Here is a 22,801-nt window from a genome sequence, read left to right on the forward strand (position 1 = left end):
ATAGTAGAAGAGCATCAAATTAGACAGTGTGTACCACCTCCCCTATTATAAACTTCCATTTGGAAGTGGGCAACAAATTGTAATAAAAATCACATATCTTGAGAGGGAGGTTGATGTGGAGTATACTTTAATTAAGTAAGGAAAAGGAGTGTGAAGACAAATGATTAACATTTCCGATAGTGCAATGGCTCGCATAAAGCAGATGCTGGACCAAGAAGAGACGCCAGGTATGTTCCTTCGCCTTGGAGTCAATGAGGGCGGCTGCAGCGGTTTTTCATACGGTATGGGCTTGGATGATGAGGAGACCGAGGACGATGTCCACATGGACGTACATGGCCTGAAAGTCGTTGTGGATAAGGAAAGCATCCGCTATTTGAACGGCCTTGAAGTAGACTACAAGGAGTCTGGCATGAGCGGAGGCTTCACGATCCACAATCCGAACGCGATGGCTTCCTGCGGCTGCGGCCAGTCGTTCCGCATGAAGGACGAGGAAGGCCGGCCGGAGGTTTGTGATTGATCATCGTTCACCGTTGCCCCTTGCGGGATATTTGCTAATATAAAAAGCGCGGCTCTCGCGGAAGAAATTCCGCTGAGGGCTGCGCTTTTTAGGTTATCGTGCAATGAGCATATGGGTGTGTAGGCCATTAATTCCCTCAAGGAATCCCTTGGTCATCTTGCTGAGGGCTGGCCTGATCAGTCCGCCTCCTCTTCCGCTTTGTCCGCGCTGCGGCGGACGTCTGGGGCAGCTACTTTAACGGTAACCTCCATATCCAGATCGGAGACGTCCGCACCGCCCGCGCCTTCCTCTTCATATAGCTTGGAGCGCTGTTCAAACCATTGGAACAGGTGGGTAAAGATAACTTTTAAGACGGCATAGCCTGGCACCGCCAAAATAATCCCGAGCACGCCGAATAAGTTTCCTGCCGTCAAGATGACGAAGATGATTGTAATCGGATGAACGCGCAGCGTCTTGCCCATAATTTGCGGGGAGATGAACTTCCCTTCAATAAGCTGGACGACGGTCCATACGATGATCAGCTTCAACAGCATGAAGGGCGAAGTGACAATCGCTATGATCAAGGCTGGCGTAATCGCAATCGCCGGACCAAGGTAAGGAACGACGCTTGTAAATGATGCGATGATAGCTAGCACCAGGGAATAATCGAGCCCGATAATCAGAAAACCGATATACAGCAGGACCCCGATACAGAAGCTGACGATAATCTGTCCCCGTATGTAGGAGCTGATTTGGCCATTGGCTTCGGTCATGACTCGATGCGTCTGTTCACGCAGCTTGACCGGCACGAATCGAAGTATATAATTCGGCAGCTTCTTCCCGTCCTTCAGCAGGTAGAACAGAATAAACGGCACTGTGACAACGGTCAGTACAATATCGACGATCGCCCCTACAAACCCGCCTATGCCGCTGAATGCGTTCTGCAGAATCGAGGAAGCCCGTTCCGATACCGTTTGGGCCAGGTCGGTGAAATTGAAGCCGGTAGACTGCTGGAACTGATAAAAGAAGTCGCTGCCGATCAAAGCTTCGAATTGAAGCTGGACTTCATAGCTGTATTTCGGGAAATTATAAATCAGCTCTGTTACCTGCTCTTTGACGAGCGGAATGACGGAGATAATAATGATCGTTATAATTCCGATGATGAATAAATATAGAGCCGCAATCGTATAGCCGCGGGGTATTCTTTTTCGTTCCATCCAGTTGACTAACGGGTTTAGCAAATAATAAATAGCTCCCGTCAGAAGAATAGGAATCAGCACCGTTTTAAGGAGCACGGCCAAAGGCTTGAATATGAACGATATTTTTGTCAGGATAAAAATATTTAAACCAATCAATAGCAAAATGAGTAAAAAGAGTACAAACCGATTGTTAATGAAAAACTTTGTGAATCTGTTATTCCAAATTTGTGAACCATTCATGCAGAACTTGTCCCCCCTGTCAGCGACCTAGCTGTTTCTACTATTAATATAATACGTACATAAAAAATTAAGTTTCAGCAATTTTCAAGAGGATAGCCAATATGAAAAAGATTCATACCTTACTTCAGCACAGTGAGGGTATGAATCTTTTTCATATTGATCGGAGGGTCAGACTATGGAATTATAGAAACTGCTTCTGTATCATCAGTACAATCATGGCAGCGGCGATAATTGAGAACAATATCGATCCGCCTCCCAGTACTTTACGGGAGGTCTTTATAAATTTGATCCCTATTGCGAACAGTGCGGCGGTAATGGCAATAAGCACAAGGGACATAGCGATCATAGATATCCAGTACAAAATTTCAAATAAAGACGCGGTAAACGATTGGTCTGTATCCAAGCCGTGATCCTCCTTTTTACTTTCCCGTATTAAACACTACATCAAATTACTATACGCCATAACACTGATTTTGCAAAGATAAACGACGCTTGGAAAAAAGGCACGCGCGCGCGGACAATCATACAAGAACAGAAGCCTTGTCCTGAGTATGTATATTCTATAACGCCATAAATAAGCGCCAGAAAGGAGAGAGTGCCATGGCTGGAAGACAATTAGCCAACAAATGGCTGAAGACCGAAGCGCTGCTTAGAAACGCCGATGTAGCCGTTCACGTCCCGCAGACTCGTTTATACAGTGCAGAAGCGCTGAAAAGCATATTGCACCAGTTTGGAATGGCGGTTATTAAACCCATTCGCGGTGGCGGTGGGTACGGGGTCATTAAGGTAGTATATGCGGGTGGGAGATACGGGTTCACCTATATGTCTCACAGTCGGTCATTTGGAAGCTTTGGTGCGATGTTTCGAGCGTTAAACCAATCGAAGGTTAGAAGAAAATATATTATACAGCAAGGAATTCACTTGGCGCGAATCGGCGGGAGACCTATAGATTATCGTGTAAAGGTTGCCAAGCATAACGGGAAATGGGGGTACCGCTCTATGGTGGGGCGGCTGGCTCGCCCGGGGCTGTTCGTGACGAACCTGAGCAGGGGCGGCACCCAGTTAACAGCAAGTCAGGGGCTGGGACGGTCGTTGGGGAAAGGGGCAATTGTTAAAAAGCGCGCAGAGATGCGGGCGCTGACGAACAAATGTATCGGTATTATGGAATCGGCTTTCCCTGGCGTTGGGGAGCTCGGTTTTGATTATGGGCTCGATAAGAGCGGGAAGATTTGGATTTTCGAAGTGAATACTCGTCCACAGTAACTTGTTTACAAATATTTTTTTCAGTGGAAAAGTAGGCTGCACAACCTGTGAATAACTTTTGTCCACAACAATATAGTGTATTTTTCAACTGATCCAGACAATTGTCCACACGTTATTCACAGGATTTCCACAATGCATTGTGGATAACAGGAACGCTTGTTCCGCTGTTGAATTCTTGATATGATCTAAATATGAATATAGGAAGAAAATAGAAAGGATGTGTTACCAATGGCGATGTTGACAGACGAAATGCTGCTTGAGTCCTATCACATGGCGACGGAGTTACAGCTAGACAGGGAGTTCATCGCGCTTCTGTTGGCAGAAATCCATAAGCGTAACCTCAATTTGAACTTGTCCACAATACATTAATATGACAATAATAGATTAGATATGAGAGCGCACTGATCGAGTGTCCGATGCCTGAACTTACCTTAAGGCGCCGGCCATGCGTTGACATGATAAATATAAGCCTCATGACAATGAGGACATTGAACGACATGCTCACAACCAGCCGGAATTTCCGCGGATAATGCCGAGGTATACTGATCGGCTGAGCCATAGGGGCTGTAAGGGCCGGCGTAATCCTGTTTTTTACCGGCATGCTCCAGAGTGGTGCCGCAATCAGGACAGGAAGCTGTCAGGGCGGCTAACCCGTTACATAATGGGCATATAAATGACAAAGGGTATCCCTCCTTTACGGCAGATCACAAATCCGTATGGTTAGGATACCCTTTATGACGATTGTTATGAATCTACAACTTTAAGTTGCTGCTATGACCTGGGGATAATTTTGCTTCCGGGTCAATATATACTTTCGCATTGTTTACAGCCGTAGGGGCTTCGCCAAATCCGACGGCAATGAGGTCCAGCTTGCCAGGGTAAGTCGTAATGTCCCCGGCGGCAAAAATACCAGGAATCGAGCTTTCCATACGCGAATCTACAACGATGGAATTGGACTCGATCTCCAGTCCCCATTCTGCAATCGGGCCTAGTGCGGACACGAAGCCAAAGTTGACGATCACATCATCCACTTCAATCTCCTGCGTTTCTTTCGTCTTTACGTGCGCGAGGGTTGCCCGCTCGATCTGGTCGTCGCCATGGAGGGCAACGATTTCAGACGGTGTAATGACCTGTACGCCGGAGTTCATTAAATTTTCCACACTGTGTTCATGTGCGCGGAATTTATCGCGCCGGTGAATCAGGGTAACCTGCTCAGCAATTGGCTCAAGCATAAGCGCCCAATCGACTGCGGAATCCCCTCCGCCACTAATCAGCACCTTGCGTCCGCGGAACTTGTTCAGGTCGCTTACGAAGTAGTGCAAATTTGTTTTCTCGAAGCGGGAAGCTTCCTCAAGCTCTAGGCGCCGCGGCTGGAATGCGCCGACCCCGGCTGCGATGATGATGGCTCGCGCGTAGTGAACATCGCGATCCGTCGTTACGACGAAATGACGCTCTTCCTTCTTCTCGATGCGCAGAACCTTCTCTTCCAAACGTATATCCGGGTTAAACAGCTTCAATTGCTCATTCAGGTTATGAACAAGCTCTTGACCTGTAACTTTAGGAAAGCCGGCAATATCGTAAATATATTTCTCAGGATACAGGGCGGCGATTTGTCCCCCGAGCTGAGGCATACTTTCGATCAATTTGACGGATGTTTTTCTCATACCGCCATAGAAGGCTGCAAACATACCTGCCGGACCACCTCCGATGATAAGCAGGTCTGTGAATTCGCTGCCGGAATTATGGGATGACACTGGCAAACACCTCCAGGTAGTTGTTCAAACTTTTATAATGTCAATGCTACTTTATTATAAGCATCCTCCTTATACTTGCAAAGGGAGCACTAAAGGCGGGTTTATTGGCAAGAAAAAGGGTTGAAAACCCCATAAATCCGCGTAAAATAAGACTTGATCTTTTATAAAAAAGTCGATATCATTCAGAATATGTGCGTACATAAATGTGACGAAATAGGTAACTCTTATGAATAGGCGCACATTCTTTTTGATAAAATAGCATTTAAGGTTTAAAATTGATGTGACAAATGTCGCATCTGCTACTTCGTTTATGGCCAGAGACTATTATTTTATGTGTCAATTTTCACATTTCACATTTCAGTTTTTGGTTTAATTTAAAATATAGAGTGTTCACATTGGAAGGAGAACAAAATTCATGAGTACCATACCTAAAATCGTTATACTTGGTGCTGGTTATGGCGGTATTTTAACAGCCCAGCGATTGCAGAAAGAACTGAACTACAACGAAGCGGACGTTACTTTAGTCAACCGTCACGATTATCATTATTTTACAACGCATCTTCATATGCCTGCGGCCGGGACGGATTCGATCGAGAATACGCGCGTGCCGATATCGAAGCTGATTGACGAGTTCAAAATTGACCTCGTGAAATCGAATGTACAGGAAATTCGCATCGCTGACAAGAAGGTTGTGCTTCAAGACGGCACATTATCTTATGACTACCTTATTATTGCCCTTGGAGGCGAACCTGAGTCATTTGGTATTCCCGGACTTGGAGAATATGCGATGACGATCCGCAGCATCAACTCGGTCCGTTTAATCCGCCAGCATATCGAATATCAATTCGCTCTCTATAAAACGGATGAAAGCCGTACTGATCGTCTTAACTTCGTCGTTGGCGGCGCCGGTTTCAGCGGTATTGAATTCGTCGCTGAATTGGCTGATCGCGTTCCGGAATTATGCAAGGCTTATGATGTGGATCCTGCCCTGGTTAACGTATACAATGTAGAAGCGGCTCCGACTGCACTGCCTGGATTTGATCCGGAGCTGGTTGAATACGCAATGGATGTTCTTCGCAAGAAAGGCGTTCAGTTCAAAATTGGCGTAGCAATTAAGGAATGTACTCCAGATGGGGTAGTCCTGGCTACAGGCGAAGAAATCAAAGCGGCAACAGTAGTATGGACCGGTGGTATTCGCGGTAACCGTCTTATCGAGGCGGCCGGATTTGAAACGGCTCGCGGCCGGGTAAAAATCGATGATTACCTGCGTGCGCCGGAGCATGACAATGTATTCATTATTGGCGACAACTCATTGATGTTCAACCCAGAGGGCCGTCCTTATCCGCCAACGGCTCAAATTGCCATGCAGCAAGGGGTTACCTGCGCGCAGAACGTCGTTGCTTCCATACGTGGCAAAGAGCTGAGGAAATTTGCATTCAGCAACAAAGGTACCGTTGCTTCCCTCGGTAAGGGTGAAGCCATTGCATCGGCATTTGGCAAGAAATACAAAGGCTGGGTTGCCGCTCAGCTCAAGAAGCTGGTTGACATGCGTTATCTGTTTACGATCGGCGGTATTCCGTTAGTATTGAAAAAAGGCAGATTCTTGTAAAATGCGCCATTGCAGTGTTCAGGTACGAGGTTTGTTGACGCGCGATGAGCTTGACAGATACAATGCACTGATGGAAGTTGGCTCTTATTTGGAGTCGCAGCAAAGGCATGATCTCGCTTACCATGTGCAGAAGGAAGTCGATATTCTTATTCTTCCGGCAATCGAAAGGCTGAAGGAAAAAGGCAGAGCCCGTGACCGTGCTACAGCAGAGTTCCTGGAATCGCTGCGGGAAGACGAGGAACAATAAATATAGTGTTCATACAATAACAGGGGTGTCCAGATTCGATCTGGGCACCCCTGTTTACATACTAAATTAGCATGAATTTTAGCTTATAGCTTAAGCATTTCCTCGAACCGCTGCTCATCGAGCAAATTCCCTACATAGAACGAGCCGAACTCCCCGTAGCGGGCGCTCACTTCGTCAAAGCGCATTTCATAAACCAGCTTCTTGAACTGAAGAGCATCATCCGAAAACAGGGTCACACCCCATTCCCAATCATCGAGACCGACGGAGCCCGTAATAATCTGCTTCACTTTGCCGGCGTAGCTGCGGCCGATGAGCCCATGGCTGCGCATCAAGGCACGGCGGTCATCCATGGACAACATGTACCAGTTGTCGTTCAGCTCGCGCTTCTTGTTCATCGGGTAGAAGCATATATATTTCGATTTCGGCAAAATCGGCTGCAGGCGGGCCATAACTTCGGGATTCGCCTTCGGATCGCCGCCTCCCGATGCTAAATAGTTGCTCAGTTCGACGACGCTGACATAAGAATAAGACTTAGTAGTGTATTGGGCAAATGTTGTTTTGTTGAAGGCGTTCTCGAGAGCGTTCAAATCTTCGAGCGTTTCGCGAAGATGCATAAATACAAAGTCAGCCTTCTGGCCTACGACGGAGTAAACGGCGGTGCTTCCGTTCTTCACTTGCTCCACATTGCTCCATTCCTGTAAGAAGGCGTGCAGCTCTTCCAGCGCCCCTGCCCGTTCTTCATCGTCGGCGGCTTTCCAAGCAGTCCAGTTGATTGAACGGAAATCATGCAGGGCGTACCAGCCTTCCAGCGTCAGTGCTGCTTCATTCATTTATAATCACTCCTAGGTTTCCTATAATTTCAAGAGAGAACATGCTGTCCCTATTGTATCCTAAGGCTGCATAGCGGGCAAATCGATTCACAATCTATTCACGGAAAGTTCGTTGCTTCGCAACATTTTTTCTAGTAAACTTACTACTAGTGCTAATTAAATGTGATCTAGCTTATAGAGCCAGTTCTTTTTGAATGGCCTCTAAGGAAGGGTTGGGAAAGAATGGGTTGGCTTGTTGTATTCATACTGATGGTACTCTTTTTTGTTATGATGTTCGGGATCGGGTTTATTCTTAATATGCTGATGAAAACTACATGGTTTCCGGCTTATATTTTTATTATTGTCATTTTGCCGATTGTCGTATACTCGCTATGGAATCATGAGCAGGCCTTCTGGACTTATGTAGCCTCGTATCGTCTCGTGGATTACTTGACGGCTGTGGCTGGATTAGTTGGAGCGGTCTTGAGCGGATGGACGATCCGCAAACTGCGCCAAGGCGGTTACAAAATGTTCTAAAATAAGTACTTTAAAAATCATTATGCAGGAAGCCCCAGGCCATGGCCTGGGGCTTGCTATCTAAGTTGAACAATTGAAGTGTAAGTGGTCGCCTACACCCATTCTTTACTGATATAAGCGGCGTACCACTAATCTATGTGCCACTAATCTATGCGCCATTAAGCTGTGTGCACTAAGCTATCCCGTACTAAGATGGCTGTGTCGTATACTAAATGGAATTCATGTATCTAATTATACTACAAACGAATGTTTCGAGGTGGTAGATGGATTTCATGCACCTAAAATCAAGAATCCAGCCAATGATAGGCATCTTCCTCCTTTTAATGACATGAATTACATTAAAAACTGCCTTCCCTTCCTTGACGCAGAAACTAACTGCTAGAAATCCATTTATATTTGTTGAACAATTGAAATGGTTGTGGGGCAAGTACGCAAAATGCTCCTACGATCGCTTCATGTTATATTGTTGCAGGCTGCCTTTTCTGGAGTAAGCAATCCGCAAAAAGAAGCAGAAACATCGTCTAACGTGCTGACCGAGCGCACTTTTCGGCGAAATTTGTAAGGTCTAAACGATTCAGAAAGAAAGCTTTTGTGATAGAATAAAAGAAGTCTACACGGACGTGAGCTTGGAAGGAGCGAAGAAGTAATGCGCATGAACAATATGCTGCATTTTACCGAGAACCACCGTTATTGCGTATACCGCGACTTCAGCCTCGGCGCTGTCGACGGCAGGATGCTTACCCTTATTTATCAGCCGATGGTTGGCGCATTCGCGATCAGCCTGTACCGTTTTCTGGCTGACCGGGTGCCTTTGGAACAGGTCGGTTATTCCTCGATTGAGCAGCAGCGGGAAATATTTCTCACTTTAGGCCTGGAGCCGAGTGAGAAGGGACGTAAATATTTAATCGAGCTGGCATCCAAACTGGAAGCTGTGGGCCTTCTGCAGAGCAGTCGTCTGTACATACACGAAAATGATGATTATATGTACGAGTATGAATTGCAGGCGCCGCTTTCTCCCGCTGATTTTTTCCGGACACAGCACTTAACTTTGCTGCTCCGCGATAAAATTGGCAAGTTTGCCGTCCTGTCTCTTCGGGAGAAGTTATTCAGCGAGGAGCCGGCCGAATGGGCAGGATTAAATTATAATAAAGAGAATATCTCGGTGCCATTTTACGATATTTTTGAGTTGAATACACATGTGATAGATTATGAGCTGGAGCAGGCGATAGCCGAGTCCTCCGTTGCCAGGCCGAACGATGGCATGGAAAAGGCGGAGGAAGCGATCAATTATGCAGACATCATCATTCGTTTTCCGCGGGAATCTGCGAACCGCTCCTTTGTAGAAGGGCTGCGCTTTAATTCGGAAGCTATGGCAGTCGCTAATTATGTCGCCCATAAGTATGAATTGAGTGTTCAGGATCTGTGCCGGTTGCTGGACGAGGATGGTGTGTTTGATGCGGAGGGCAGCTTGCTGCTGGAAAGTCTGCAGCATAAGGCGAACCTTCATTTCCGCCAAGGGAAGCGCCGGAAGGATGAGAGGGAAGTTGCTTATGCGAAAGTTGTGGCGCTGCGCTCCCCTGAGCGGGGCGCCGAGGAGTCTCCGCCGCAAGAAGTTGCCGTACAAATGGAGTATTACGTGGAAGTTCCCCCTCAGTTTCTGAGTAAATGCGACATTCACCAATATAACATGATGCTGCGCAATGAGCCGTATACACGTCTGTTAAAGACGTTTTTCCCCGGCTCGGTACCTGATAATTTACTTGATATATTTGAAAAAATTGATTTGAATTACAAGCTTCCCGGTGAAGTGATCAACGTCCTGATCCATTACTTGATGGAATTGCTCACTTCTGGCGGGGAACAGCGTATCAACCGCAACTTTGTTGACGCCATCGCTGCGAATATGCTGCTCAAAAGCATTAACACATATGAGAAAGCCGTCCAATATATTCGCGACCAGGCTAAAGTCAAAGAGAAAGTCAAAAGCCCGGGTACAGCGGCCAAGGCGCCGGGACGGGGGCGGACGTATGCCCGGGGAACAGGACCGGCCAAGCCCGATATTCCGATCGTACAAAGTTCAGAAGGGAATGGCAGCGTTACGGAAGAGGAGTTCGCGGAGCTGCTGAAGATGGCTGAGCAGATGCAGGCCAGTAAAAATAAAGGAAGTATGTAATCAGGAAGGTGAAGTTAGCTTATGGAATCACTCGGGGAACTGCTGTCACAAATAAAAAGCCCTGCGCTTCGCCGCCGCTCTGAGGAGTTGACGGCAAAGCTGCTGAGCGATCCGCTAGTGCTTGAGCTGAGGTCTCTTTACCCGGAACTGGGTGAAGACGAACTCAGGTTGAATATGGCCAAGCTCTACCAATATGTGCAAAACGCTCGACACTGTGACAGTTGTCCAGGTCTCGACCGCTGCCCGAATGATTTTCCTGGTCATTATACGAAGCTAACGGTAGAAACTGTTTATGGCGCAGCTTCTATTTGTGACCGTCAAGTACCTTGTAATCTGCAAATTCAGAGAGAGCGGGAACTGGCGATCAAGAAACGAATCCACAGCTTCTATGTAGATGAGCGCGCATTAAACGAAGGCTACAGTGAAGTGGAGATTATGAGCAAGGATTTGAAGCGGGCGCCGGCGGTAGGCCGGATATTTCAATACATTAACGAGGTTAAGGAAAATGGCTTGTCCCCTAGCGGATTGTACCTGGAAGGTCATTTTGGAACCGGCAAGACGTTTCTGATGTGCTATTTGCTGCATGAGCTGGCGAAGGCGGGCTATTCTGGTGTTATTGTGTACATGCCTGAATTCGTAGAGGAACTGAAGTCCATGTTCCAGGATAACCAGAAGCTGAAGGAAACGGTAGAAATTATGAAGCAGGCTGATCTGCTTATATTCGATGATATTGGGGCAGAGAATTTGAATCCCTGGGTTCGCGACCATGTGATGGGTTCGATTTTGAACTACCGTATGAACCGCAAGCCGACTTTTTATACGTCCAACTATTCGCTCAGCGGACTGGAGAAGCATCTTGGTTTTACGAGCAAGGACGGGGAGGAGATTCATAAAGGAGAGCGTCTGATGGATCGGATCGCACCGTTTGTGGAGGTTGTTCCAGTGCGGGGGGTTAACAAGCGGGGGCAAAAATAAGCCGGATAAATGCGAAAATGCAGGAATTTTCCGATTAAGGCGCCTATCTTGGGCGTTAAACGGAAAATTCCTGCATATATGCAGGCTTTACAGCGAAGAATATTGTATTCCTGACGTTCTTAACAGGGCTCTCTATGTATGGATGAGCATGAAGTGGCCCTCGTGCTGCAGGTCATGAAGTTTCTTAGCTGGCAAGAAACTTGAAGATGACCATTCCAAAGAAAATAATAGCCATTAGCGTAAACATGCCGAAAAATCCATTCATCAAATCAAACAAGTCGTTGCGGGGTTCTTCGTTAATATGCTCACGCGGGTCGTTTACATGTGTATTTGCGTCCATGGCGACGGGGCCTCCTTGAAAAATAATCATTATCAGTGAAATACGTCATAGACAAAACGTTTTTGGGTTATTATTAGTATAACCAATCGTTAAACATTTTGTAAAGGAGAAGCCGCGGGTACTATTTTTCATTTGCTATATATTTGTGGTATACTTTGAATGACGCTAATTTTTATTTTTGCTGTCAACGAATAACAACACAAATCATGTTGCAAAACATGTTATGCGTGCTTTAACATGAAGGAGGAGATTTTAAATGGCTATCGTTAACGTATCCGATCAAACTTTCAATAGCGAAGTGGAAAGCCAAGGTACCGTCCTTGTTGATTTTTGGGCCCCTTGGTGCGGACCTTGTAAGATGATTGCCCCAATTCTTGATGATTTGGCGGCTGATTTAGGTGATTCCGTTAAAATCGCCAAGCTGAACGTTGACGACAATCCGGAATCAGCATCCCGCTTTGGCGTGATGAGCATTCCGACGCTTATTCTCTTCAAAGACGGTCAACCGGTCGATAAAGTTGTCGGTGTGAACTCGAAAGATTCTCTGAAAAGCCTGATCGCCAAGCACCAGTAATACAGGTGTAAGATTGGTGCAAGAGGTAAGTGCTTTTCCCGCGCCTCCGGTATTTCCGGGGGCGTTTTCTGTGTAATGTTGGCATTAGCCATACCGCGTTAGCCATTTTAGGGGAAAGGGGGACAACGGCGTGGATCCAACGGTTAATGATTCACAGGCATCCGAAAAGCCGCAGCAATTACAGCAATCAGAGCAAATGCAGCAATTGCAGGATCAGGAAAAGGCGATGGACAATATCCGCCATAAGCTGGCGCTTCTTCCCGACTTGCCGGGCTGCTATCTGATGAAAAACAACCAGGGAACGATCATTTATGTCGGTAAAGCCAAAGTGCTGAAAAACCGCGTCCGCTCGTATTTTTCGGGCAGTCATGACGGTAAAACGCAGCGGCTTGTTTCTGAAATCCGCGATTTCGAATACATTGTTACGGCAAGCAATATGGAAGCACTCATTCTGGAATGTAATCTGATTAAAACCCATCATCCCCGGTATAACGTATTGCTGAAGGACGACAAGACGTTTCCCTATTTAAAAATTACGAACGAGCCCCATCCGCGGCTTGAAGTTACCCGGCGGGTGCTAAAGGATAAAGCAAAGTACTTCGGTCCCTACCCGAACGCTTATGCAGCCCAGCAGACGAAGAAGCTGCTTGACCGGATGTATCCATTGCGTAAGTGCAACGTGATGCCCAAGGAGGTATGCCTGTACTATCACATGGGCCAATGCTTGGCGCCCTGTGTCAAGGAAGTGCCGGAGACAGCGTACGATGAAATTACGCAAGAGATCCATTCTTTTTTGAGCGGCGGACATGAAGAGATCAAGAAAGAGCTGCAGCGCAAAATGCATGAAGCGGCCGAGGAACTGTATTTCGAGCGGGCCAAGGAGCTTCGCGATCAAATTATGAACATCGACGCGCTGATGGAGAAGCAGAAAATAACGATGTCCGATGCCAAGGATCGCGACGTATTCGGGTATGCGGTTGATAAAGGCTGGATGTGTGTGCAGATTCTGTATATGCGCCAGGGCAAAATGATCGAAAGGCATGCGTCTGTATTTCCATTTTACGGCGAAGCTTATCAGGATTTTTTGTCGTATGTGACACAATACTATAGCGACAATCCGGCAGTGCCGCAGGAGATTTTGCTGCCGGACAATCCGGAAGCCAGCGTGAAATCGAACAAGGCTAATACAGAGGAATCAGAAAAAGTAACCTCTGATACTTCAGAAACCTCTGCTGTGGCTGGCTCCGATTCATTCCATGAACCGGCGGATGCAATTAACGGGGCAGCGGAACTGCAGCAATGGCTTGGCGTCAAGACGCTGGTGCCGCAGCGCGGTCTTAAGCGGCAAATGATTGCGATGGCCGAGGAGAATGCGCACGTAGCCTTGGAGGAGAAATTCCGGCTTATTGAGCGCAATGAGGAACGGACTTCCAAAGCGTCCGTAAATTTGGGGCGATCCATTGGAATTGAGTCGCTGTCACGAATTGAGGCGTTTGACAACTCAAACATTCAAGGGGCGAATCCCGTATCGGCCATGGTCGTATTTATGGATGGAAAGCCAGCGAAAAAAGAGTACCGGAAATACAAAGTACGCACCGTCGAAGGACCCGATGATTATGAAACGATGCGCGAAGTCATTCGCCGCAGATATGAGCGGGTGCTTAAAGAAAACCTGCCGCAGCCGGATCTTATCGTCGTGGACGGCGGGAAGGGACAAATTTCCGCCGCCGTGGACGTGCTGGAAAATGAACTGGGCCTGTACATTCCCGTTTGCGGTCTCGTTAAGGATGACAAGCATAAGACCGCGCAACTGATGGTAGGAGATCCGCCAGAGCCGGTGCATTTGCCGCGCGACAGCCAGGAGTTTTATCTTCTGCAGCGGATTCAGGATGAGGTTCACCGCTTTGCGATAACGTTTCACCGTGAACAGCGGGCGAAATCGATGGTGACCTCTCGGCTCGATGCGATACCGGGAATTGGGGAGAAGCGGCGCAAAATGCTGTTGAAGCATTTCGGTTCGCTCAAAAAAATAAAAGAGGCCTCAGTCGAAGACTTCCGGCCTCTGTCGATCGGCGACAAGCTCGCCAATCAAATTATAAATGCCCTTCGGGATGAGGAGTCGTAAATTGCGGCTCCTCTTTTTGTTGTATCACCGGCCTATTTTGCGGCCGGCCTCGGCCTGGGGGATTGAACAGGTAAATTACAAAGGCGACCAGGGCTGGCAGTGCAATATAGAACAGGCCCGCTGACCAGTTGAGAGCGCCGCCCATGAATATCAGGCTAAGCGACATCAGAATGCTGTTGAAAATGACGTGCGTGAACATCGCTGTAATATAGCCGTAACGCAAAAAGATAAAGCTGAACATTAGTCCGATCAAGGTAAGCTCAATCGGGCGAGAATAGACAGGGAATATCGGATACAGCGAATGTCCGAACGCCCAGATCAGCGATGATAAGAAACAGGCGATGAACGTACTGCGGAATATGTTCTTTAGCATCGGTATGCCGAACAAGCGGTACACCGCTTCTTCGCCGATCCCGGCGACCCAGGCAAGTAAAGGAAGCAGCAATGGATAGGCCATGTTGTAAGGTGATTGCGCAGCGTCTGTCGTTGACCAGACTCCGAATGATTTTTCGAAGATTAAAAAGATGATCGACTGTAAGCCGAGCAAAACAAGCGCCCATTGATAACCCTCACGCATTGAATATACGACGGACTGTCCGTATCCTGCCTCGTTGGCGCGCCCCCACAAATTGATGCCTTGCTTACGCCACAATCCGTCGCCGCCAACCAGCGAAAAATAAATAGAGGCGGATATAAGCAGCGTCAGCAATCCCTGAATGACGAAACCGACAATGAGGGCAGCCGGATCAAATCCATCTTTTTGTAAATACGGCAGCAAATTTAGCGCTCCTACCATGGAAAAGATAAAGTAAATGGAGGAAAGAACTATACCGCGTACAAAAGAAGAGAACGGACGTGTCTTTACGCTGAAGATGATGGCTAAAATGCCGAGAATAAAGGTGAACAGGGCGTAGCCGATCCAAAAGAACCAGCCAGCCAGACTTTTCTGGTCTTTTACATAAGTCATATGAGCGGCAGGAGGTTCAAAATAAGTTTGCACGGCGGAGACTGTTCCAAATTCATAATTGAATTTGATAAATCCTTGGGATTGCCCCACATCATAACCTGCAACCTTGTAAACGAGGCCGAGCTCTCCTTCGGAACTGACTGCCTTCAGGTCTGCGTGCTCGAAACCAAATGTACTGAAATAAGGCTGTGCCAAACGTTCTTTGTCTGCCAGGGACAAATCCCCCTCTAGGCTTAACAGACTTTCAACAGATTCCCAGCCGAGCTTCAGGAGTTGTTCTTTGACGGTATTGCTATAAGTGGAAAACCGTTCAAACCCAACCACTTTGCCGCCTGACAAATTAACGTCTACCGTCAGGGTACTGCGGGTACCATCCGCATTGTCAAAGCGAACGCGAAATACTTCTAAAGGAAACTGCTCGTTATAAGTTTTCAAGTAAGTATCCATGACCTTTTCACGGACTAAATAACCGTAAATGTTCGACTGGCTATCATATGTAACTAGTGCTTTACCGGGTGGATTAGTTATGTCAAATGTGGATATAGCAAACTCTGCAGCTGCTTTCTCCGCCTGCTGCTTCGTAATTGTTTTCTGAATTTGTCCCAGAGAATCAAGCGAGGTCATAGGAAGAATCTGCAAGAGCGTAAAAATGACGAGGCCGATACCTGCCAGCACCCATAGCGTACTTTGCTTAGGCACTCGTCCTGACGAAGAAAAGACGGAATTCATTAAAAAACCCCTTTGCAATAATGTTAATGGTTACCAAAGTAAAGATACCATAAGCCCTAAGCAATCGCCAGAACCGAGATGGAAGATGACAGAGAATACGCAATAATGCTGTAAAAATACAGCATGGCTCAGAGAAAGAACGGCGATAAGCTGTGTATCACCCTGAATAGGTCATTTTCAGTGTTTTTTCAGGTAAATAGAGCTTTGTGATCAACGGTATTTAAGCTTATAATCCAATTCATAGAGATGGAATGAAAATGAAATGAAAATTAATGAAAAAAATAATACAAGCCGAATTTCCACAGGAAAACGGGGGAACCAATTTATAGGGGTGAATTTCGACTCTGCCTGGACAAGCAAGTCCGGCGTAAGGAGCGAATAGGGCAACTGTGCATGCCCGAATCCGTCAGCTAACCTCGGAGGCGTATTGCAACAGGAACCATATCCGAAAGGCTCTGGAATTCCAGTGCTTTTTTCTTTTGTCAAAGTGCTCATAATAAATGTGGTGTAGTGAATGTGGTGAAAATGTTGTGAAGATGTTGTGAAGATGGTCCATACTCAAAGACGACAAAGTCAATTTACGCATAAGAAGAGGTGAACGCGTTGGTATCACACTGGTTCAAATTATCTCCCCCACGTATATTGGTAATGGGTTTTGCGGTAATCATTTTGACCGGGGCATTGCTATTGATGACGCCGCTTGCCAATGCGACCGGGGAGCCGCTTCCGTTCATTGATGCATTGTTTACAGCTACATCTGCGACCTGTGTAACAGGTCTTGTTGTGCGCGATACAGGAACCTACTTTACGACGTTTGGCCAAATTGTCATTATTACACTCATTCAGGTCGGGGGCCTTGGGTTCATGACGATGGCTACGCTGTTCTCTCTTGTGTTTAAACGGCGGATTTCGCTGCGGGATCGTCTTTTGCTGCAGGAGGCGATGAATCAAAATTCAATGGAAGGCATCGTGCGGCTTATTCGCAAGGTACTGATGTATTCCTTAATTATTGAAGCGAGCGCTGCTGTGCTATTTACGATTCGCTGGGCTTTCGATATGCCGCTTGGAAGAGCTATGTATTATGGAATTTTCCATGCAGTCTCCATGTTCAACAACGCCGGGTTTGATTTGTTCGGAGAGTTCCACAGCTTAACGGGATATGTCGGCGATCCCATCGTCAATTTCGTGGCGATCTTTTTGATTGTTTCAGGAGGTCTTGGTTTTGTCGTATTGTCCGATCTTGTTGAATTTCGCCGCAGCCGCCGATTGTCGCTGCATTCCAAGGTTGTTCTCTCGATGACAGGCGCACTTATTGTTATAGGTACTGCAGTTATTTTAATATTTGAATTTACGAATACGAAGACGCTGAGTTCGTTGGATTGGAGCGGGAAAATATGGGGCTCGTTCTTTCAATCGGTTACTTCGCGGACAGCTGGGGCGAATACCGTCGATATTAGCGCGCTTCGGCAGGCCTCGCAATTTTTCATCATTATTCTGATGTTCATCGGTGCATCGCCAGGCTCCACGGGGGGCGGGATCAAAACAACAACGTTCATGATTCTTGTAGGGGCGGTGTTCTCCATGATTCGCGGGCGTAATGATTTGGTACTGTTTCGTTTCCGCCTGGCCCAGGAGCGGATTTTCAAGGCGGTAACGATTACGATGCTGGCACTGTTTCTTGTTATTGCTGTTGCTATGGTGCTGTCGACGACGGAAGAGGCTAGCTTCTTGAGCATACTGTTTGAGACGACTTCTGCGTTTGCTACCGTAGGCTTATCGATGGGGTTAACGCTGGATTTGACCGATGTCGGCAAACTTATTATATCCTTCATGATGTTTACCGGCCGCCTAGGACCTCTGACATTAGCATATGCGCTCGGACCGAAAAAGGGTAAAGAGTTATATCGCCATCCCGAAGGGAAAATGATTATAGGATAGGGGATTGACCATTCAATGATGAAACAACAGTTTGTGGTGATCGGCTTAGGGCGCTTCGGCTCCAGTCTGTCGCTGGAATTAATGGATTTGGGATATGAGGTTCTTGGCGTGGACTTGAATGAGGAAGTTGTAGACGACATGAGCAATTATTTAACCCATGCTGTCGTGGCGGATGCAACGGATGAAGAAGTGCTTAAATCGTTTGGCGTCCGTAATTTCGATTGCGGTATCGTGGCGATCGGCAGCGACATACAGATGAGTATACTGGCCGCTATTCAACTTAAGGAATTGGGCATCAAGACCGTCGTTGCCAAAGCGATTTCCGTGCTCCACGGCAGAGCTTTGGAGAAGCTGGGCGTGGATCGGGTAATTTTCCCGGAGCGGGATATGGGCGTCCGCGTCGCGCATCAGCTAGTTACGCCTAATTTATTGGATTATATCCAGCTGTCCAAAGAATACAGCATCGTAGAACTGAGGGTACCGGACTCCCTCGTCGGAAAAACGCTTGGCGAGATTAATCCGCGCGTAAATTACGGCTGTAGTGTAGTGGCTCTTCATAAGCAAACGGGTGTAATAGTCGCACCGACGGCGATGGATATTTTGAGCAGTGGCGATATTATGGTGCTGATTGGTTCCAATGACAATATAGATAAATTTGAAGCGGTCATTAGCGAGAGCGAGTGACGGTGGTCAAATCAAAGGAAGCTGCAGCTCGAATATGAATCGGGCGTGCAGCTTTCACTGTTTGTCTTGCTGTTACTTGTTTGCTTGCAGTTTACCTGCTTCTTGCGTTCGTTTTTGTCCTGCTGTTTGTCCACTGTTTATCTAGTGTTTGCCCCGCTGCTTCCTTGCGTTGTTCTAGGAGGTTTTTACATCGGCGCTCCGGTACAGCCGCCGGCAAATAAGGGCGATGCCCAAAGACACTGCGATCGCGTAATGGGGCGGGATAATATCCACAAAGGTTTTGGCCGCTGCATCGATGAGGGTAGGGTTGTTCGTCCCGTAAATATTTAAACTTAAAATGTAAATGACGATCAAGCCGGCCCCTGATAGAATGCCGAATCGATACATCATCGTACTCAGCAGGAACACCATCATCGCCAGGAGGAAGTAAGCTGCTGTCTGCGAATACCACAGCGGGCCGAATGATACGACGACATTATCCAGATTGAAGCCGAGCAGTGGAAGCAGAAGCTTAAGCAAGGCTATAAGCAAGGTATGTGCAAAAGAAATCGCCGTACTGAATGCAGCGAAGTATATAAGGCTGCTCCAATAAAATTGCTTGCGGGTATAGCCGAAGCCCATCAATAATGGGAAGGAATTGGCGGCTGCGATATAAGCGATCAGTACGGTGAAAATGGAAATTGCCGCGAAATTGTTATTCATCACTAGTGGCAAGGCATTTTCAGGCTCGTATATGCCGTATCCGGCAAGCAGCCAAAAATCAAGGAACAATACAATAGCTCCAAAAAATAATAAGCGCTTGCGATTATCGTACCAATGAAAGGCGAGTTGCCTACGAAATGTTTTCATGGACAGGCACCTCCGAAGTTTTCTGCTCCTGGCGGGTTAAATAGACGAATAGCTTCTGCAGGGGAACTGGGCTTATTTCGATCCCTTGCTCTCTTAAATACTGCTCATTGTCGATGGGGCCTAGCCAGGCGATTCTCGTTACACTGCCAAGGGACTTTGAATTCAGGACTCTTGCATCCCCAAGGTAGGCCCCCAAATGCTGCGAATTCCCTTGCAGATAGCGGGCTTGGGCCACGAATTCCTCCGTTTCCCGGTGGGCAGTGACCGTCCCTTTCTGCAGCAGCGTAATGTATTGAAACAGATCGGCGGATTCATCAATCAGGTGCGTAGACAGGATCACCGTTCTCGAATGCTCGCTATAATCACGCAGGAGCAGTTCATAGAATGCTTCGCGCTTCTCCGCGTCAACCCCGAGCGTCGGTTCGTCAAGCAGTGTGATCGGGCAGCGGCTGGCAAGGCCCTTAACAATGCCGAGCAGCGATTGGTTTCCCCGTGACAAATGTTTGTATTTTTGTTTTAGAGGAATGCTGAACCTGCCCAGCATCTCAGCGGCAAAATCGGCGTCCCAGCTCGGGTAGAGCAGGGAGCAGAATTTCAGGATATCTTGGGCCTTGTATTCGCTCCAAGCATATTCTACAGATTTGGCGAAGCAGATATGGGGGACGATGTCCGGATTTTCATGAACGGGATGATCGTCTGCCGTAACGGATCCTTGATCCGGGAACAATTGGCCGGAGATGAGATGAAGGAATGTCGTTTTTCCCGCGCCGCTCGGGCCCAGCAGCCCATGGATCGCATTGGGCTCAAAATCGACGCTAACATTGTGGACAGCCTGGGTGTCTCCGTATTTTTTAGAAATTTGATGGCATTTCAGTGTGTAATCCAGTCTTAAGCATCTCCTTTCATAATCATTTCGGTTAACTGCTTCGTCGTTATGCCTAGTTTCGCAGCCTCGCGAATCATCGTGATCACGTAATGCTCGTAAAATTGCTGTTTCCGCTTCTCCATCACAGCATTACGGGCTCCTTCCGCCACGAACATGCCGATCCCCCGCTTCTTGTACAATATTCCCTGGTCAACTAGCAGGTTAACGCCCTTGGCGGCTGTTGCAGGATTAATCTGGTAGAAAGCCGCAAACTGATTCGTGGAAGGCACTTGGGATTGCTCAGGGAGCCGGTTTTCAATAATGTCGTCTTCAATCTTCTCTGCGATTTGCTGGAATATCGGGCGGCCATCGTCGTTTAGTAAGGCCATATCCACACACCCACTTTGGTTAATTACTTATGTAACTAACCATAGAACCATTTGCAATTATTGTCAATACTTCGTTAGTTATAGGGAAGCGAGAATACAACAAACAGCAGCCGAGCATTCCGACTGCTGTTGTTGACTATTACTCCAACTCTAATGCATCGATCAGGCTGCCTTTAATGTCCTTGATCCATTCCTTTGTTTCCTGGGTCAGCTCGGAAGTGCTGCTGTAAATCAGGCAGGTTTCTCGCCTCGTCTGCTCCAGCTCTTTCATCGGCATTGCGGCGAGATCATTGTCCTTCAGCAGCTGGGGCCTGAGGTACGACTGCGGCAGAAGTGCGGCTGCCCGGCAAGTTGGCGCGAGGCGGACAATTGCTTCAAAGGAATCGATTTCCATGCGGACGTCAGGTATAATGCTGTAGCGCCCGAACAGGTCGTCTATTAATTTACGGTACCACGTCCCTTTGGAGAAAATAATCATCGGCAGACCGTTTAAATCCTCCATGACAGCCGGTCTACCCGTGGCCAGCGCATGGCTCCTCGGCACGACCAACTGTAAGTGATCCTGGAACAAGGGAATGCATTTCAGTCCTTGCTCGGAGATGGAGGAAGCGACGACCCCAAGGTCGACCCTTTTATCCCGGACGTAGGAGACGATCTCATGGGTTTTGCCGGTGACGAGCTTCACTTCAATATCCGGTGACTTGTTCATCAAAGCGGTAACGAGGGGAGGAAGCGTCGTCTGGATTGTGGTCAGGCTCGCACCTAGCGTAACGACTCTGCGTTCAGCCGTTTTGAAGCGGGAGACTGATTGCAGAAAATGCTGGTGGCGCTGGCGCTGTTCCAGCGCATAAATATATGCCTCCTGACCGACGCGGGTTAATTCAAGCCGCTTTCCCTTCCGGTCAAATAACGCAACACCCCACTCCTCTTCTAGTTTGGCTATTTTTCGCGATAGTGCTGGCTGTGACAAATTGAGCAGCTTTGAAGCTTTGTTCAAGCTGGATTGTTCGACGACCGTAGTGAATACGAGTAAATCCTCCATCATAGGTGAGTCCCTCCCGATTGTTGTGTGTAATATATGAAATTGATATAGAAATAAAATTTTTGCAATTGATATGGAAGCCTTATACTGTTATCGCCACTGTTATGCATATTTGTTATAACTATTAATACGTATATTGCAATTCCATTATAAGATAAAAAGGAGTAACATTGAAAGTGACACAAGATGTTCACATGTTATCAAATTCACATGTGAATAGGGCTGTTTTTATGTGGGATATATCATATACTTCCCTGGTGGCCAATGTTGAATGATGTTGTCGAATAGGGAACGATGGAAACGAGAAAGGGGAACACGCACTTATGAAAGGGTTTTATTCCAGAAAGCTGCACTCGCTCCTGGGTGTCATTCCGCTAGGTTTTTTTATTCTGGAACACATGATTACGAACTTTACAGCCGTTGAAGGCGGGAGACAGGGATTCACAGATGCCGTTTTACTTCTGAATAGTCTGCCGCTTGTTGTTGTTATCGAAGCGTTATTTATTTGGCTGCCTTTGCTGTATCATGGCGTATACGGCATGTATATCGCATTTCAAGCGAAGCCGAACAATGGCAGATTCCGCAATGAACGTAACCTGCGTTATTTGCTCCAACGGATTAGCGGGGTTATCGTATTTGCGTTCGTTATCTGGCACGTTTGGGAGACTCGTGTACAAGTTGCATTGGGTAGAGTGACGCACGAGGAGGTTGGTTCATTGATGCACGGGATCGTTATGCAGCCGATCTTCTTCATTATTTATGTAATTAGTGTGATCGCGGCTTCGTTCCACTTTGCCAACGGCATGTGGTCTTTCCTCGTTAGCTGGGGAATTACGGTCGGCCCGCGTGCGCAGCGCGTTTCTTCGAACATTTTCATGGGGCTGTTTGTGATCGTGTCCGTGATGTTTATTTGGTCGCTGTTTGCATTCCGCAATGTGGAATTTGCTGCGGAAGGAACGGCTTTGCTGCAGACGCTGAAGTTGTTTGTCAGCTAGGA

General features: G+C 47.3%; 24 protein-coding genes and 1 riboswitch. Of the genes, 13 read left to right on the top strand and 11 right to left on the bottom strand.

The features are described 5' to 3' along the window. Window positions 1–160: 160 nt before the first annotated feature. On the top strand, window positions 161–517 hold the full coding sequence (locus tag G358_RS0104010; protein ID WP_019635910.1) for a HesB/IscA family protein: 357 nt from the start codon (window positions 161–163) through the stop codon (window positions 515–517). Between the two features lie 176 nt (window positions 518–693). Here the strand turns inward: G358_RS0104010 and G358_RS0104015 are convergent, their stop codons facing one another. Together G358_RS0104015 and G358_RS0104020 are read right to left on the bottom strand one after the other, a co-directional pair. Next, window positions 694–1,935 (bottom strand): AI-2E family transporter, encoded by a 1,242-nt coding sequence (locus tag G358_RS0104015; protein WP_019635911.1) that lies wholly within the window; start codon window positions 1,933–1,935, stop codon window positions 694–696. A gap of 181 nt (window positions 1,936–2,116) precedes the next feature. Next, window positions 2,117–2,338 carry a hypothetical protein gene (locus G358_RS0104020; RefSeq protein ID WP_019635912.1) on the bottom strand — a complete coding sequence of 74 codons (222 nt, stop codon included), beginning with the start codon at window positions 2,336–2,338 and terminating at the stop codon, window positions 2,117–2,119. A gap of 197 nt (window positions 2,339–2,535) precedes the next feature. Here G358_RS0104020 and G358_RS0104025 point away from each other — a divergent pair, with 197 nt between their 5' ends. Both G358_RS0104025 and sda read left to right on the top strand, forming a co-directional pair. Continuing rightward, window positions 2,536–3,198 carry a YheC/YheD family protein gene (locus G358_RS0104025; RefSeq protein ID WP_019635913.1) on the top strand — a complete coding sequence of 221 codons (663 nt, stop codon included), beginning with the start codon at window positions 2,536–2,538 and terminating at the stop codon, window positions 3,196–3,198. Between the two features lie 228 nt (window positions 3,199–3,426). Next, on the top strand, window positions 3,427–3,567 hold the full coding sequence (gene sda / locus G358_RS0104030; RefSeq protein ID WP_019635914.1) for a sporulation histidine kinase inhibitor Sda: 141 nt from the start codon (window positions 3,427–3,429) through the stop codon (window positions 3,565–3,567). 62 nt (window positions 3,568–3,629) lie between these two features. Here sda and G358_RS0104035 read toward each other — a convergent pair whose 3' ends face one another. Then, window positions 3,630–3,878 carry a hypothetical protein gene (locus G358_RS0104035; protein ID WP_019635915.1) on the bottom strand — a complete coding sequence of 83 codons (249 nt, stop codon included), beginning with the start codon at window positions 3,876–3,878 and terminating at the stop codon, window positions 3,630–3,632. 72 nt (window positions 3,879–3,950) lie between these two features. Continuing rightward, on the bottom strand, window positions 3,951–4,952 hold the full coding sequence (locus G358_RS0104040) for an NAD(P)/FAD-dependent oxidoreductase (RefSeq protein ID WP_019635916.1): 1,002 nt from the start codon (window positions 4,950–4,952) through the stop codon (window positions 3,951–3,953). A 415-nt stretch (window positions 4,953–5,367) separates the two neighbouring features. Here G358_RS0104040 and G358_RS0104045 point away from each other — a divergent pair, with 415 nt between their 5' ends. Continuing rightward, window positions 5,368–6,561 carry an NAD(P)/FAD-dependent oxidoreductase gene (locus G358_RS0104045; RefSeq protein WP_019635917.1) on the top strand — a complete coding sequence of 398 codons (1,194 nt, stop codon included), beginning with the start codon at window positions 5,368–5,370 and terminating at the stop codon, window positions 6,559–6,561. Between the two features lies 1 nt (window position 6,562). Beyond that, window positions 6,563–6,808, top strand: a complete 246-nt coding sequence (locus tag G358_RS0104050; protein WP_026342043.1) for a hypothetical protein — start codon at window positions 6,563–6,565, stop codon at window positions 6,806–6,808. A gap of 83 nt (window positions 6,809–6,891) precedes the next feature. Here G358_RS0104050 and hemQ read toward each other — a convergent pair whose 3' ends face one another. After that, a complete protein-coding gene (gene hemQ / locus G358_RS0104055) occupies window positions 6,892–7,638 on the bottom strand; it encodes a hydrogen peroxide-dependent heme synthase (RefSeq protein WP_019635919.1) in 747 nt (248 codons plus the stop codon). Window positions 7,639–7,860: 222 nt separating this feature from the next. Between hemQ and G358_RS0104060 the strand changes: the two genes are divergently transcribed. From G358_RS0104060 to dnaI, 3 genes are all read left to right on the top strand, one after another. Continuing rightward, the gene (locus G358_RS0104060) at window positions 7,861–8,154 is read left to right on the top strand and encodes a YuiB family protein (RefSeq protein ID WP_019635920.1); all 294 of its coding nucleotides are present in this window, start codon (window positions 7,861–7,863) and stop codon (window positions 8,152–8,154) included. Between the two features lie 646 nt (window positions 8,155–8,800). Beyond that, window positions 8,801–10,327, top strand: coding sequence for a replication initiation and membrane attachment family protein (locus G358_RS0104065; protein ID WP_019635921.1), 1,527 nt, complete (start codon window positions 8,801–8,803; stop codon window positions 10,325–10,327). Window positions 10,328–10,348: 21 nt separating this feature from the next. Beyond that, entirely contained in the window at window positions 10,349–11,302 is a 954-nt protein-coding gene (gene dnaI, locus G358_RS0104070; RefSeq protein ID WP_019635922.1) for a primosomal protein DnaI, read from the top strand. Between the two features lie 184 nt (window positions 11,303–11,486). Here dnaI and G358_RS32870 read toward each other — a convergent pair whose 3' ends face one another. After that, window positions 11,487–11,642, bottom strand: a complete 156-nt coding sequence (locus tag G358_RS32870; RefSeq protein WP_019635923.1) for a hypothetical protein — start codon at window positions 11,640–11,642, stop codon at window positions 11,487–11,489. A gap of 256 nt (window positions 11,643–11,898) precedes the next feature. On the opposite strand from G358_RS32870, the gene trxA reads away from it, so the two are divergent. Both trxA and uvrC read left to right on the top strand, forming a co-directional pair. Further along, a complete protein-coding gene (gene trxA, locus G358_RS0104080) occupies window positions 11,899–12,216 on the top strand; it encodes a thioredoxin (protein WP_019635924.1) in 318 nt (105 codons plus the stop codon). Window positions 12,217–12,412: 196 nt separating this feature from the next. Then, window positions 12,413–14,341, top strand: a complete 1,929-nt coding sequence (uvrC, locus tag G358_RS0104085; protein WP_026342044.1) for an excinuclease ABC subunit UvrC — start codon at window positions 12,413–12,415, stop codon at window positions 14,339–14,341. Here uvrC and G358_RS0104090 read toward each other — a convergent pair. After that, window positions 14,310–16,037: a CPBP family intramembrane glutamic endopeptidase gene (locus tag G358_RS0104090; protein ID WP_019635926.1), complete on the bottom strand. Its 1,728-nt coding sequence runs from the start codon at window positions 16,035–16,037 to the stop codon at window positions 14,310–14,312. The genes uvrC and G358_RS0104090 overlap by 32 nt on opposite strands. Before the next feature lie 279 nt (window positions 16,038–16,316). Next, a riboswitch (cyclic di-AMP (ydaO/yuaA leader) is annotated at window positions 16,317–16,478 on the top strand. A 207-nt stretch (window positions 16,479–16,685) separates the two neighbouring features. Between G358_RS0104090 and G358_RS0104095 the strand changes: the two genes are divergently transcribed. Both G358_RS0104095 and G358_RS0104100 read left to right on the top strand, forming a co-directional pair. Next, entirely contained in the window at window positions 16,686–17,975 is a 1,290-nt protein-coding gene (locus G358_RS0104095; protein WP_157274260.1) for a TrkH family potassium uptake protein, read from the top strand. A gap of 15 nt (window positions 17,976–17,990) precedes the next feature. Next, window positions 17,991–18,659: a potassium channel family protein gene (locus tag G358_RS0104100; protein ID WP_019635928.1), complete on the top strand. Its 669-nt coding sequence runs from the start codon at window positions 17,991–17,993 to the stop codon at window positions 18,657–18,659. 174 nt (window positions 18,660–18,833) lie between these two features. On the opposite strand, the gene G358_RS0104105 is transcribed toward G358_RS0104100, so the two are convergent. From G358_RS0104105 to G358_RS0104125, 4 genes are all read right to left on the bottom strand, one after another. Continuing rightward, window positions 18,834–19,508 carry a DUF4052 family protein gene (locus G358_RS0104105; RefSeq protein ID WP_019635929.1) on the bottom strand — a complete coding sequence of 225 codons (675 nt, stop codon included), beginning with the start codon at window positions 19,506–19,508 and terminating at the stop codon, window positions 18,834–18,836. Beyond that, window positions 19,492–20,496 (bottom strand): ATP-binding cassette domain-containing protein, encoded by a 1,005-nt coding sequence (locus G358_RS29405; RefSeq protein ID WP_084662658.1) that lies wholly within the window; start codon window positions 20,494–20,496, stop codon window positions 19,492–19,494. The genes G358_RS0104105 and G358_RS29405 overlap by 17 nt, the downstream gene beginning before the upstream one ends. Beyond that, complete coding sequence (locus G358_RS0104120) at window positions 20,397–20,762, bottom strand: GntR family transcriptional regulator (protein ID WP_019635932.1); 366 nt, start codon at window positions 20,760–20,762, stop codon at window positions 20,397–20,399. Before G358_RS0104120 ends, G358_RS29405 begins: the two co-directional genes overlap by 100 nt. 139 nt (window positions 20,763–20,901) lie before the next feature. Next, window positions 20,902–21,807, bottom strand: a complete 906-nt coding sequence (locus G358_RS0104125; RefSeq protein ID WP_019635933.1) for a LysR family transcriptional regulator — start codon at window positions 21,805–21,807, stop codon at window positions 20,902–20,904. A gap of 320 nt (window positions 21,808–22,127) precedes the next feature. On the opposite strand from G358_RS0104125, the gene G358_RS0104130 reads away from it, so the two are divergent. Continuing rightward, window positions 22,128–22,799, top strand: coding sequence for a succinate dehydrogenase cytochrome b558 subunit (locus G358_RS0104130; RefSeq protein ID WP_019635934.1), 672 nt, complete (start codon window positions 22,128–22,130; stop codon window positions 22,797–22,799). Window positions 22,800–22,801: the final 2 nt, after the last annotated feature.

It is taken from the genome of Paenibacillus fonticola DSM 21315 (genome assembly GCF_000381905.1).
Taxonomy (GTDB): domain Bacteria; phylum Bacillota; class Bacilli; order Paenibacillales; family Paenibacillaceae; genus Fontibacillus; species Fontibacillus fonticola.

Excerpts from the sequence above, each read along its gene's own strand:
- G358_RS0104010 (WP_019635910.1), top strand. The coding sequence starts at position 161 with ATGATTAACATTTCCGATAGTGCAATGGCTCGCATAAAGCAGATGCTG.
- G358_RS0104015 (WP_019635911.1), bottom strand. The coding sequence starts at position 1,935 with ATGAATGGTTCACAAATTTGGAATAACAGATTCACAAAGTTTTTCATT.
- G358_RS0104025 (WP_019635913.1), top strand. The coding sequence starts at position 2,536 with ATGGCTGGAAGACAATTAGCCAACAAATGGCTGAAGACCGAAGCGCTG.
- sda (WP_019635914.1), top strand. The coding sequence starts at position 3,427 with ATGGCGATGTTGACAGACGAAATGCTGCTTGAGTCCTATCACATGGCG.
- G358_RS0104045 (WP_019635917.1), top strand. The coding sequence starts at position 5,368 with ATGAGTACCATACCTAAAATCGTTATACTTGGTGCTGGTTATGGCGGT.
- G358_RS0104050 (WP_026342043.1), top strand. The coding sequence starts at position 6,563 with ATGCGCCATTGCAGTGTTCAGGTACGAGGTTTGTTGACGCGCGATGAG.
- hemQ (WP_019635919.1), bottom strand. The coding sequence starts at position 7,638 with ATGAATGAAGCAGCACTGACGCTGGAAGGCTGGTACGCCCTGCATGAT.
- G358_RS0104060 (WP_019635920.1), top strand. The coding sequence starts at position 7,861 with ATGGGTTGGCTTGTTGTATTCATACTGATGGTACTCTTTTTTGTTATG.
- G358_RS0104065 (WP_019635921.1), top strand. The coding sequence starts at position 8,801 with ATGCGCATGAACAATATGCTGCATTTTACCGAGAACCACCGTTATTGC.
- dnaI (WP_019635922.1), top strand. The coding sequence starts at position 10,349 with ATGGAATCACTCGGGGAACTGCTGTCACAAATAAAAAGCCCTGCGCTT.
- G358_RS32870 (WP_019635923.1), bottom strand. The coding sequence starts at position 11,642 with ATGGACGCAAATACACATGTAAACGACCCGCGTGAGCATATTAACGAA.
- trxA (WP_019635924.1), top strand. The coding sequence starts at position 11,899 with ATGGCTATCGTTAACGTATCCGATCAAACTTTCAATAGCGAAGTGGAA.
- uvrC (WP_026342044.1), top strand. The coding sequence starts at position 12,413 with ATGCAGCAATTGCAGGATCAGGAAAAGGCGATGGACAATATCCGCCAT.
- G358_RS0104090 (WP_019635926.1), bottom strand. The coding sequence starts at position 16,037 with ATGAATTCCGTCTTTTCTTCGTCAGGACGAGTGCCTAAGCAAAGTACG.
- G358_RS0104095 (WP_157274260.1), top strand. The coding sequence starts at position 16,686 with ATGGGTTTTGCGGTAATCATTTTGACCGGGGCATTGCTATTGATGACG.
- G358_RS0104100 (WP_019635928.1), top strand. The coding sequence starts at position 17,991 with ATGATGAAACAACAGTTTGTGGTGATCGGCTTAGGGCGCTTCGGCTCC.
- G358_RS0104105 (WP_019635929.1), bottom strand. The coding sequence starts at position 19,508 with ATGAAAACATTTCGTAGGCAACTCGCCTTTCATTGGTACGATAATCGC.
- G358_RS0104120 (WP_019635932.1), bottom strand. The coding sequence starts at position 20,762 with ATGGCCTTACTAAACGACGATGGCCGCCCGATATTCCAGCAAATCGCA.
- G358_RS0104125 (WP_019635933.1), bottom strand. The coding sequence starts at position 21,807 with ATGATGGAGGATTTACTCGTATTCACTACGGTCGTCGAACAATCCAGC.
- G358_RS0104130 (WP_019635934.1), top strand. The coding sequence starts at position 22,128 with ATGAAAGGGTTTTATTCCAGAAAGCTGCACTCGCTCCTGGGTGTCATT.